Origin of the sequence: Tolypothrix campylonemoides VB511288_2 (assembly GCF_045999855.1) — a bacterium.
In the GTDB taxonomy this organism is placed as follows: domain Bacteria; phylum Cyanobacteriota; class Cyanobacteriia; order Cyanobacteriales; family Nostocaceae; genus Scytonema; species Scytonema bouteillei_A.
The window spans coordinates 852853-865271 of the sequence record NZ_JBFPMW010000004.1 but is presented as its reverse complement, the minus strand read 5'-3'; the positions used below and the strand labels follow the sequence as shown (position 1 = coordinate 865271).

Sequence of the window (12419 nt, the reverse complement as noted above, 5' to 3'; positions counted from 1 at the left end):
TGAGAAAGCTTCTGGGTTATTGAACTGAATAAAAAACATAAAATTATAACAGCAGATGAACGCGGATACACGCAGAAAGTATAAATAAATATCCGCTACGGATTGCGTGCATTTGCGGTTAAAATTCAAAATAAATCATATAAGCAATCGAATTCTCTGGCTACCATCTAAAATATGGAAGTAGACAAGGATTACAAATTGTAGTAGGAGTATTTTCGGTGGAGTCCCGATACAACCCGGCAGAAATTGAGGAAAAATGGCAAACAACATGGACAGAACAAGGCTTGGATAAAAAGCCAACAGAAAAGAACAAGCCAAAATACTACGCCCTGTCCATGTTCCCCTATCCTTCGGGCAGCCTGCACATGGGGCACGTGCGTAATTATACAATTACTGATGTGATAGCTCGCCTCAAACGGATGCAAGGGTATCGGGTCCTACATCCCATGGGTTGGGATGCTTTTGGTTTGCCCGCAGAAAATGCTGCGATCGACAGGGGTGTACCACCTGCTAAATGGACTTATGAAAATATTGCCCAAATGCGCCAGCAATTAAAGCGCTTGGGCTTCTCTATCGATTGGGATTGTGAAGTTGCTACTTGTTCGCCAGACTATTACAAATGGACGCAGTGGATTTTCTTGCAGTTTTTTAAAGCAGGTTTGGCTTACCAGAAAGAAGCGGCTGTTAACTGGGACCCCGTTGACCAAACTGTAGTGGCTAACGAACAAGTGGATGGCGAAGGACGTTCTTGGCGAAGTGGGGCAAAAGTTGAGCGCAAACTTTTGCGACAGTGGTTCTTAAAGATTACTGACTATGCTGAAGAACTGTTGAACGACCTCGACAAATTACCCGGTTGGCCCGAACGTGTTAAGTTGATGCAGGCAAACTGGATAGGTAAATCAACAGGCGCGTACTTGGAATTCCCTATTGTTGGGTTGGAAGAAAAAATCGGCGTGTACACCACTCGCCCAGATACAGTTTATGGTGTGAGTTATGTGGTGTTGGCACCAGAACATCCTTTGACACAACGTGTCACGACACCAGAAAATCAAGCCTCTGTGGAAGTCTTTGTCAAAGAAGTTTCCAATCAAAGCGAATTGGAACGAACTGCTGAGGATAAACCCAAGCGCGGTATTCCCACAGGTGGCAAAGCCATTAATCCATTTACTGGGGAAGAAATTCCCATTTTGATTGCTGACTACGTGCTGTATGAATACGGTACGGGTGCTGTGATGGGTGTTCCAGCACATGATGCACGGGATTTTAAGTTTGCCAAAGAAAAGAATTTACCCATCAAAGTCGTGATTGTGCCAGCAGAAGCAGCAGGCAAACCGACTTCAGAAGAAGGGCTGCACTCAGCATACACGGAACCGGGTATTGTTGTTAATTCCAAGCAATTTGATGGGATGGCATCCACAGATGCAAAACAAGCGATGGTGGAATATGCCGAACAGCAAGGTTTTGGCAAAGCAAGAGTCCAATACCGCTTGCGAGATTGGTTGATTTCAAGGCAAAGGTATTGGGGCGCACCCATCCCAGTGATTCGTTGTCCCAAATGTGGCATAGTCCCCGTTCCAGATGAAGATTTGCCTGTCTTGTTACCAGATAATGTAGAATTTAGCGGGCGCGGACCTTCTCCTTTGGCTAAGTTGGAAAGCTGGGTTAATGTACCCTGTCCAACTTGTGGAACCCCAGCATTGCGCGAAACAGACACGATGGATACTTTTATTGATTCTTCGTGGTATTTCTTGCGCTTCCCTGATGCGAAGAATGAAAAGCAAGTCTTTGACTCTTTAGAAGCGAATGACTGGATGCCAGTGGATCAATATGTTGGCGGAATTGAACACGCCATTTTGCATTTGTTGTACTCTCGTTTCTTTACAAAAGTTTTGCGCGATAGGGGCTTGTTGAACTTTGATGAACCCTTCCAACGCTTGTTGACTCAAGGGATGGTTCAGGGATTAACTTATATGAATCCCAATAAGTCTGGAAAAGATAAGTGGGTTCCTTCTCATCTTGTGAATCCAAACGATCCTCGCGATCCAGAAACTGGCGAACCACTGCAACGTCTTTACGCTACCATGTCAAAATCTAAGGGAAATGGTGTTGCACCAGAAGATGTGATCGACAAATACGGTATAGATACTGCCCGGATGTTCATCTTGTTTAAAGCACCACCAGAAAAAGATTTGGAGTGGGAAGAGACTGACGTGGAAGGTCAGTTCCGCTTCTTGAACAGGGTTTGGCGATTGGTTAGCGAGTATGCAAATCAACCAAGGGCAGTTGGCGATACTCAAACTCAACTGAGTAAACCAGAGAAGGATTTGCGACGGGCAATCCATACTGCTATCAAAGAGGTAACGGAAGATGTTGAGGGTGAGTATCAGTTCAACACGGCTGTGTCTGAATTGATGAAATTAAGTAATGCTTTGACTGAAGCAAGTTGCAAAAATTCACCAGTTTATGCAGAGGGTATTCAAACTTTAGTTGTCTTGTTAGCACCTTTTGCACCTCACATTTCTGAGGAATTGTGGCATCAATTGGGTAATGTGGAATCAATTCACACACAAGCTTGGCCCAAGTATGAAGAATCTGCTTTGGTTGCTGATGAAATCACCTTAGTGATTCAAATCAATGGCAAAAAACGTGCGGATCTTCAAGTTCCCGCCCAAGCTGATAAAGCTGAATTGGAAAAATATGCTCGTGAATCAGAAATTGTCCGGCGTCACCTTGAGGGCAAAGAAATTAAAAAGGTCATTGTAGTACCAGGCAAGTTGGTAAATTTTGTAGTTGGTTGATAGGTCGATCGACGTAAAAAATCGAAACACGACAACCCGGTTCCTTGATTGAGGAACCGGGTTTTTGATTTTGCATTTACGTCAGTTCGATGAAGTCAAAACAGACCGCATCACTGTTCTTTTTTACCTTGCATTTCCTTCTTGTTTCAAAAGGCAATTTTCTCAGCCTTTGCCATCCTCGCCTGGGGTGCTTTTTTAGTTATAAAATTTGTGACCTTGCAAATTGGTAAATACACTGAGATGTTGGGAGAAGGTCGTTGTTGCAATTTATGCTGATGCAGAGATGATATCTGGTTAAATTTATACACAAAAAAGTGCTTGGAGTTTTGCCCACCAAGCACTTCTTATGTATAGTTTATACCAATCCACTTGTTTGATGCAACATCTGAAACTCACAACGTATCCTAGATCTAGGAGGGTTGCGATTATAACTTGTGGCAAACATATGGTGAAGTGGTATCACTCCTTGCACTAATAAAGAATATCGCCTCTAGAATGATACGGGGAATGTAGTGAGTGACACTTTGTCAACTGACCCTAACTTCAAAGTCATTTGTTTAGCCAACTCTACGGATATAATTTTTAAAGGTTTATGCCTTGGCAGATAGACGTTAATATGCTGCTTGTATAATTTTAAATGCAAAATTGCATTTTTATTTTTAATTTTTGATTTTCAGTAAAATAAAACCCTAACTTTTTATGCCAACAAGTAAAGTCAGAAAAGCTGTGATTCCCGCCGCAGGTTTTGGCACTCGACTGTTTCCTGCGACTAAAGTTGTGAAAAAAGAACTTTTCCCCATTGTCGATCGCGATGGAAAGGTAAAACCCGTTATTCTAGCCATTGTTGAAGAGGCGATCGCGGGTGGAATTGAAGAAATTGGGATTGTCGTGCAACCGAGCGATCGCGATATTTTTGCAGATTTTTTCCAAAAACCAGTCAAACCAGAGCTTTTCAAGAAACTTTCTTTAGAAAATCAAGAATATTGCAGGTATCTCCAAGAATTAGGCAAGAAAATTACAATTTTGACTCAAGAAGAGCAAGAAGGCTACGGTCATGCAGTATACTGTGCCAAAGAATGGGTACAAGATGAAACATTCCTGCTCATGCTTGGAGACCACATTTACTCATCAGATATCGAAAGATCCTGTGCGCGTCAAGTTTTAGATGTCTACGAACAAGTCAATCAAAACGTTGTCGGATTAATAGAAATGCCAGAGACGATAATTCATAAAGCGGGTTGTGTTACAGGAGTTTGGCACTCCGTCAATGAGATTTTGACACTTACCCAAGTTTATGAAAAGCCATCTGTAGAATACGCAAGGCAGAACCTGCGCGTAGGAGGAATAGCAAAGGATCGCTTTCTGTGTATATTTGGGCTATATGTACTGACGTCGAAAATATTTGACTTTCTCGAAGAACATATTCAGAGCAATTTTCGGGAACGGGGTGAATTTCAATTGACATCTTGTCTTGAGCAATTGCGTCAAGATGAGGGAATCACAGGTTATATTATGAAAGGTAAAACTTTTGACATCGGTATGCCAGAAGCGTATTGGCAAACGATAATTGATTTTAGAGGTTAGGGCTTAGGGGGTGGGAGGTTAAGAATTTTGCGGTTTACTCGCAAATACGAATTTAAGAAATATGAAGTGAGAAGATAAAATTTCCGAAGAAGTTCTGATGTAACCGTAAGTCTTTTTAGATTAGCTTCAGTATGTGTAGGAAAGTTTACTGTATATGTCTCAAATATTGTTGTATATAGGAATTACTATTGCCCTGATTTTCGGATTTCCTATACTACTGACTGGTCTGATTACCGGGGTCATTTTTTTTGCTACCAGACAACTGCCAAAAGTAGCCAATACCTTTTTCCACTTGATTGCTCTTGGCAAAATTAAGGAAGCATATCAAAGCACTGCTTTGGAATTTCAAGATAACACTTCTCAAGCAGATTTGGTTGATTTTTTGCAAGCCAACTTTTTAATGAATTACAAGCGGGCTTTTTGGTTATCCCGTTTTTATAAAAATTATCAAAGTTGGATAGGAGGGAATATCATAACTCAATCTGGCACAAAGATACCAATCAAGGTTCATTTTATTAAAGAAAATGGATTTTGGAAGATTTACGCCCTAGAAAAATCTCAAAATGGTATTGTTAAAGACAGTCGAGAAAATTTAATACTGAGTGGCTTGATTGAAGATGGTACGCGTATAAAGCCCGTGATACCCACGGAAATGCAAGCAAAGCAACTTGCTTACGATACTTTAATGTCTTTCTATGAGACTGTAGAAACAAATAACTTTATACAATTTTACGATTCTATCTCATTTCTATGGCAACAGCAAACTAGCATTGTTGAACTTGAATCAGCGTTTAAAGATTTTCTAGGAAAAAGGTTTAGCTTATCAGGTATTGTTGCAGGTCGGATTCATTTCCTACAACCTCCAGATATTAACGAAAATAATTGGCTGCAGTTGCGCGGACAAGTTCCTGACGTTATAGGTTATCCCTCAATGCTGGACTTCGATCTCCAATATGTACGGGAAGAAGCTATCTGGAAACTAGTCAAAATTAAAATTAATGTAGAAAAGTTTAAAACGGAAGTGGTACACAATGGAAAAAGACCAAAATATCCCCTGCAAATAATTGATATCACTGATGAGTTAAAAACAGATTTTTGGGCTGATAGAAATTAATGAGGGTTATCGGTGTAGGACAGGCGTCTCACTTATCATTGTGAGTGCTTGGTCGCTTCTACTCAAATCTGGAAAATTGAGTGTTCAAGCTGTAGATAATAAGTGCGGATATCTCAATCCTGAGTAAAGCCCTGGTATTTGTAAGGTCTGAGTTTGGGATTGTTATCATCCCCAACCCTTCTATCGGGGGAGAAGGGAATCTATTTTTCCATGAATAGAAGACGATCGAGCGTCAAATTGTACAAGCTTTTAAATTTTATTTATGGAAATAGAAAGAAATTAATTTATAATTACCCGGTCACTGGTTAGTGTACGGCATTTTAGTTTTATCAGAGGTGAGCTAACAATGGCAAACGACGGACATTGGGCTTTGCTAAAGCAAGGAGTAAAAACGGTTTGGAATAAGTGGCGTAGGGAAAATCCTGAAATTAAACCAGACCTATCTAATGTCGCTGTGTCTAACATCAATCTCTGTGGGGCTAATTTTCAAGGAGTCAATCTGAGTGGAGCTAACCTCAGTGGTGCTGACTTGTCTCAAACAGATCTTAGAGAAGCGGATCTGAGTGGAGCTAACCTTGATGGAGCAAATCTTAGTGGAGCCAATTTGAAAGCAGCTAAGATTAACCGGGAAACCGCGATCGCTCAGAAGTGGTATTTAGTTTGGGAAATTCTCAACAAGGGAACAGGTAACCGCGATCTTAGCGAAGTGAATCTAAGTGGTGCTTACCTTAAAGGTGCTAATCTTTGTGGCGCTCATTTAAGTGGTGCTAACTTAAGTGGTGCTGACCTGAGGGAGTCTAAAATCAGGAGAGCAAATTTTGATGGGGCTAATCTCTCTAGGGTTAACTTAAGCGGCGCTGATTTGTACAGAACAAGTTTTTGTAAAGCTAGCTTTGACGGTGCTGAATTGGTTGAAACTAACCTCAGCGGGGCTAATCTCAGTCAAGCTAACCTCAAGGGAGCAAAATTAATTAGAGTTCAAGCACTAAACACAAACTTTTCTGAGGCGCTATTTACAGAAGCTTGTTTGGAAAACTGGAATATTAACACATCTACGAACCTTGATAATATAATCGCAGATTATATTTATCTACAAGAAACCAATAAAGAGCGTTGTCCTCTTTATGGAAATTTTTTGCCGGGAGATTTGACCGTAATTATCCGCAAAAACTTAGAAACAATCGATTTAGTTTTTTATCAAGGGATTGATTGGAAAGCTTTTTCTGATACATTTAAGAATGTAGAAATTGAAAATCAAGATGCACAATTAGATATTTTAAATATTGAAAAGAAAGAAAATGGTACTCTGACAGTACAGGTAAAAGTTTCTTCTAATGGAGATAAAATCAAAATTTATAACGATCTAATGCAAGGTTATGAAATTGCGTTAAAAGCCTTGGAAACATCGTTTCACAATCTAGTTGAAAATCAAGAAAAAGAAATTAATCGATTGTTTCATTTAATTTAGCTCAATCCAAAAGAAGCCTCACACCCGATCGCTTCGTGTTTGCAAAGGGATGTCAGCACAGCCATCAACATATTGAACCTTGGCAAAATGCAATAGGGTAGGACAGTCTCGAATCAACGCTTCAGAACTAGCCGAGTGCTCAACCAGGCTCGGCTAGGATGAATGAAGAATCCACCAGTGTAAAGGCAGTGGAGTGTCAATCAGAAAAACAGGAACATTGATAATCTTATAGAGATTTAGGAGTAGTTCTTTCCTATCTCAGATTGATAATTTATTTTAGAAAATGCATCTAACTAAAGATATATTTTCTAACCTGTTGTTGATTTCTCAATAATTGTAACAAAAGTGTGTTTTTTGATTTAGATAAGGTTACTCCATAGATGAGCGATACGTCAGTATAGCCGTTAGCGCTTACGCAATAGCAATCAGTTATTTAATTGATTCAATAAATCATTTATTCTAAGGAGACAACCGAAAAATTACGAAAGTTTCCATTGATTTAGTGTTTTTGCGCTATTGAGAAAAACACTCAGTCAATCAACAGCAAATTATTAATAAATGAACAAAAAATTCAAAGGGTCATTGCCAATTTTGTGAAGAAAGTTAACTAAAATTTAGATAAATTAGATGTATCAATGAAGTTAGAGTTTATATGCTTGATGTTATAAATAATTTTTTATGGACAAATCAGTTTATTCCTCACGGACATTGTTATCTTTGGAAGCCGGAATTGCTGGGATTGCATATTTTGAGCGATTCACTCACGGCTATTGCTTATTTTTCGATTCCAGCCATGCTTGTTTATTTTGTCAAAAAACGGCATGATGTTCCCTTTCATTCCATATTTTTGCTGTTTGGCTCGTTTATTGTTGCGTGCGGTATGACTCATGTCATGGATATTTGGACGCTGTGGTACCCGACGTACTGGTTATCCGGTCTGATCAAAGCGATCGCGGCTTTCATCTCCTGTGCAACAGCTTTGTCTTTATTGCCATTAATCCCATTAGCGCTAGCCCTTCCAAGTCCCGCACAATTAGAAGCAGCTAACAACCAACTGTTGAATGAGATAGGAGAACGCCAGCGAATTGAACTAAAACTGCGATCGCTTCTTGACGAACTGGAAATCAGGGTGGCTGAACGGACTCAAGAGTTAACGAAATCTTTAAAAGATTTATCAAATATTAAATTTGCTCTAGATGAATCTGCGATTGTGGCTATTACGGATCGGCATGGAATTATAACTTACGTCAATGATAAATTCTGCTCTATCTCAAAATACTCTATTGAAGAACTTGTGGGAAAAGACCACCGCATTATCAATTCTGGTTACCATTCTAAAGAATTTTTTAAGCAAATGTGGGCAACTATTTCTAGCGGGCAAGTTTGGAGAGGTGAAATTAAGAATGAAGCGAAAGACGGAACTAATTATTGGGTAGATACAACTATTGTGCCGCTTTTAAATGTGGATGGCAAATCATATCAATACATAGCTATTCGCAATGATATAACTGCTCGCAAGCGTGTGGAGTCAGAACTACAATCTGCGAACGAACAACTCAGTAACTGGGTCAAGGAATTAGAAACTCGCAATCAAGAAACTGCTCAAATGAGTAAATTAAGCGATATGTTACAAGCTTGTTTGAGCATTGAAGAAGCACATGAAGTGATTGCAAAACTAGTTCAACCCTTATTTCCAGATGTATCGGGAGGCGTGTTTATTATCAATCCCTCAAAACGGTTAGTTGAGGCGGTTGCGACTTGGGGCGATGCAAGATCTAGCATGAATCAGTTTTTTACACCAAATGAATGTTGGGCGTTGCGAAGGGGACAAGTTCATTGGATTGATAGTAGCAATTGCAACGTTCCGTGCAAGCACTTACACCAAAAATCGTGTATTGTAGAGTCCCTTTGCGTACCAATGATGGCGCAGGGAGAAGCAATGGGGGTACTGCATTTAAGATCCCAAATTCAGGGAAAACTGAACACTGCCAAACGAAATTTGGCAATCACCGTTGCGGAGCACATTGCTTTAGCACTAGCTAACATGAAGTTGCACGAAACCATCCAATATCAGAGCGTTCGCGACCCTCTCACTGGATTGTTCAACCGCCGTTACTTGGAAGAATCTGTAGAACGAGAATTTGCAAGAGCAGAACGCCAACAGCAAGCTTTATCTATTATCATGCTTGATGTTGACTACTTCAAACGATTTAATGACACATTTGGTCATAATGCAGGAGATATGGTACTGCGAGAATTAGGTACGTTCTTGCACAAACAAATTCGGAACAGTGATATAGCTTGTCGTTATGGAGGAGAAGAAATAATGCTCTTACTCCCAGAAGCATCTACTGATGTTGCTAAATCCCGTGCAGAAACTATACGCGAAGGTGTAAAGCATATATTGGTGGGACATCACTCTCAAGTGTTTGATGCTCTTACTGTATCCTTGGGAGTCGCAACGTTTCCAGAACATGGAAAAACACCAGAAACGCTTATAGCAGCAGCGGATGCAGCACTGTATCGCGCTAAGAAAGAAGGTCGCGATCGCGTAGTCTTAGCATCTTGAGAAAGAAAACCCTGCTAACCACTAACCACAAATCAATCTCTCGCTTCAATTGTTTCAGCTATTGCTAAACCGACTGTAGAAACTAACATGATAAAAATAATTGATGCTAAATCGACTATTACAAAGAACTGAAGCGCAGCATCAAATGATGTATATTGCATAATTAATAACCTTTGTTGTAAATACGACTTCCCAGATGTAAGGGTGTGGGAAAAGGTGCAGGTTAAAATAGAAAACTGCACCTTGTAGTAGAAATGAAAGTATCTTGCTTTCACCGAACACATCTATTAAGATAAACGGCAAAAATAAAGAACTTGTGGAGATCTTACAAAGTTTGCAACGCGCTCAGACGGGCATATAAGCCATTTTTGTCTTGTACTAACTCATCATGTCTGCCAATTTCAACAATCCTCCCTCCATCCATGACAATTATTCGGTCTGCATTGCGGATTGTGGACAGGCGATGGGCAACAACAAAAGTGGTACGATTTTTCATCAGGTGTTCGAGTGCTTCTTGAATTAAAGCTTCTGACGCAGTGTCTACAGAAGCTGTTGCTTCATCTAAAATCAAGACTTTCGGATTGCGAACTAAAGCGCGTGCGATCGCAAGGCGTTGGCGCTGTCCCCCTGATAGTTTTGTCCCATTTTCACCAATGAGAGTATCTAGTTCTTGGGGTAATTTGAGGATAAATTCACAAGCATTGGCATCTTCAATGGCTTGGTACAACTGCTGTTCGCTCACCCCAACCGAACCATAGAGAATATTCTCCCGTACAGTACCTTCAAAAAGAATAGTTTCTTGAGGAACCACTGAGACAAATTGCCGATAGGTTCTTAAGTCTAGGGAATCCATGTCTTGAGCATCCAAGAAAATCTTGCCTTTTGTGGGTCGCAGAAAACCAATGACAAGATTGAGCAGAGTGGACTTTCCTCCTCCTGAGGGTCCAACAATGGCGATGGTTTCTCCAGCATTGACTTTAAAGCAAATATTATCAATTGCCTTGCGATCGCGGTAGGAAAAACTCACATTATCAAACGCAAAATCTCCCCTGACTTGTTGCACCACGGATTTACCTTGATTTTTTTCTAAATCCGGACACTCTAAAATCTCACCTACAGAGCGCAACGACTCAAAACCAGTGCCTATTTGTGGCAAAACAGCAAGTATTTGTAGGATGGAATTGGCTAACGTGTCAAAATAACCGGTTAACAATATAACATCACCTGCCGTCACACCCATCTTTCCGGTGTAAGCCATGTAGGCAGCCGTTATCAGACACAAGGTATTGAATAGGCGGATAGTCACCCAACTACATGCACCGGTGAAGGCATTGATGCCATCTAACCGCATCGCTGCTTTTTTCACGGAGTTCAAACGCTGTTGTGTCCGAAGGATTTCTGTCTCTTCAACTCCATGCGCCCGCGTCACCGGCACAAGCTTAATCATCTCGATCAAATGAGAAGACATGACCTCCTTTTGCTGACGGAAATCATGATTGCAATTCTGAATCGGTTTTTTCAACACTTCTGCTAAAACTACAGATGTTGGGACTGTAGCTATAAAAAAGAGTAAAAACAAAGGGGCGCGAGTCGCAGTCACTGAAACAGCAACAAGAATAGTTAAGATTGCTGAGGGTACAAATTGAAAAATATGATTGGCAAGAAGTTGAATTTCTTCCACATCCCTCAACAGTTTCGCTTGCAATGCCCCTGTCGTGCGTTGTTTGTAAAAACCAATGGATAGTTGTTGCAACTGACGTGTCAGCGCGTCCCGCAACCTGGTTTCCATGTGACGGGTGACTGCACTTAAGGTCGTAATGTACAGATATTGCATGGGAATATTCTGTACCAGAGAGATAGCTAAAATAGCCCCATTTAACCACAGTTGTCCGAGGGTGTGTTCTTGGGGACGAGAAATAATATCAATAATGTTAGCGATAACAACTGGTCGAATCCAGTCCGGGCTGTATTTTATGATGTAGTACACCATTGCCAACACAAGCTTGCGCCAGTCATGGCGATATAGAAGAAGGAGCGTTTTGAAAGGAGCATCACTACAGTAGAAAGAGACAGGCAACCCTTGCGGAGGTTGCTGGTTATCTTTTCGATTTTTCATAAAGGTATAAATTTAGCTACTTAGTGATAGCAAATTCGAGAGCAATTTAGCTACAGTTTTGTAAATTTTTCAGTATTTTTCTAAGTAGGGTTTATCCATCATATGGATTTAAATGCTTTTACATAAGAGCTTTCTACACCCATCCGCGTTCGGCTCTGCGATCGTGCATAGTTATAAATTATATTTTTTATACGCAAATATAGTAGTTTGGCAAGTATTATATTAGTTTATATATAGTAGAAATACGCAATCTCTCCCTTAGAGATTCTCAATATAAGGACTCGCAAAATTCCTTGTGGTGCGGGATTGACGCATACCACTCATAAAGAACGTTGGTTTCTACACTTCCTCTACCCCGAACTCAGCGCCCTACTTGTTACAAGTCTTTGCTAAGACGCCATAGAATAATGTTGAGTTCCTCGCAGTAATATTGCCCATCTCCAGTTTCGGCTTCGCGATCGCATATCCAATTGAAAATCTTTCGTGCTCTTGCTAAAGCTACATTTGTTGATGGGTATATGCGGGGGCTCGGACAAAATACTTCTCCGTTGATGTGTATTGCGGCTATTTGCCAGTAATCACTTCTGTCACCTTCAGGGATAATTTCTACAAATCCGTCCTTATATGGTTCAATAATTCCCATACTGTTGTGCATATCACTTTTTCTTGAAGAGCAGTTTGTTTTTTAAAGCTTCTAGCTCTACTCTACAAACTGTCGGTCAAAATTTTAGTATCTGAAGTATAGCGAATCAAAAAACCGGCATCCTGCC

8 protein-coding genes are annotated in these 12419 nt (G+C 40.4%); 5 read left to right on the top strand and 3 right to left on the bottom strand.

Features of this window, described 5'->3' with window-relative positions; all coding sequences use genetic code 11:
• Window positions 1–218: 218 nt before the first annotated feature.
• From leuS to AB0756_RS16270, 5 genes are all read left to right on the top strand, one after another.
• Entirely contained in the window at window positions 219–2798 is a 2580-nt protein-coding gene (leuS, locus tag AB0756_RS16290) for a leucine--tRNA ligase (protein WP_038087009.1), read from the top strand.
• A 699-nt stretch (window positions 2799–3497) separates the two neighbouring features.
• On the top strand, window positions 3498–4382 hold the full coding sequence (locus AB0756_RS16285) for a UTP--glucose-1-phosphate uridylyltransferase (RefSeq protein WP_038087012.1): 885 nt from the start codon (window positions 3498–3500) through the stop codon (window positions 4380–4382).
• A gap of 154 nt (window positions 4383–4536) precedes the next feature.
• Window positions 4537–5496 carry a hypothetical protein gene (locus tag AB0756_RS16280; protein WP_050046159.1) on the top strand — a complete coding sequence of 320 codons (960 nt, stop codon included), beginning with the start codon at window positions 4537–4539 and terminating at the stop codon, window positions 5494–5496.
• Window positions 5497–5842: 346 nt separating this feature from the next.
• Window positions 5843–6964 carry a pentapeptide repeat-containing protein gene (locus tag AB0756_RS16275; protein ID WP_050046160.1) on the top strand — a complete coding sequence of 374 codons (1122 nt, stop codon included), beginning with the start codon at window positions 5843–5845 and terminating at the stop codon, window positions 6962–6964.
• A gap of 652 nt (window positions 6965–7616) precedes the next feature.
• Window positions 7617–9533, top strand: a complete 1917-nt coding sequence (locus AB0756_RS16270; RefSeq protein ID WP_038087018.1) for a sensor domain-containing diguanylate cyclase — start codon at window positions 7617–7619, stop codon at window positions 9531–9533.
• 32 nt (window positions 9534–9565) lie between these two features.
• Here the strand turns inward: AB0756_RS16270 and AB0756_RS16265 are convergent, their stop codons facing one another.
• The 3 genes from AB0756_RS16265 to AB0756_RS16255 form a co-directional block, all read right to left on the bottom strand.
• Window positions 9566–9694 (bottom strand): hypothetical protein, encoded by a 129-nt coding sequence (locus AB0756_RS16265; RefSeq protein ID WP_272899730.1) that lies wholly within the window; start codon window positions 9692–9694, stop codon window positions 9566–9568.
• 164 nt (window positions 9695–9858) lie between these two features.
• Complete coding sequence (locus AB0756_RS16260) at window positions 9859–11649, bottom strand: ABC transporter ATP-binding protein (protein ID WP_050046161.1); 1791 nt, start codon at window positions 11647–11649, stop codon at window positions 9859–9861.
• 376 nt (window positions 11650–12025) lie between these two features.
• Window positions 12026–12304, bottom strand: a complete 279-nt coding sequence (locus AB0756_RS16255; RefSeq protein ID WP_038087021.1) for a hypothetical protein — start codon at window positions 12302–12304, stop codon at window positions 12026–12028.
• Window positions 12305–12419 lie beyond the last annotated feature (115 nt).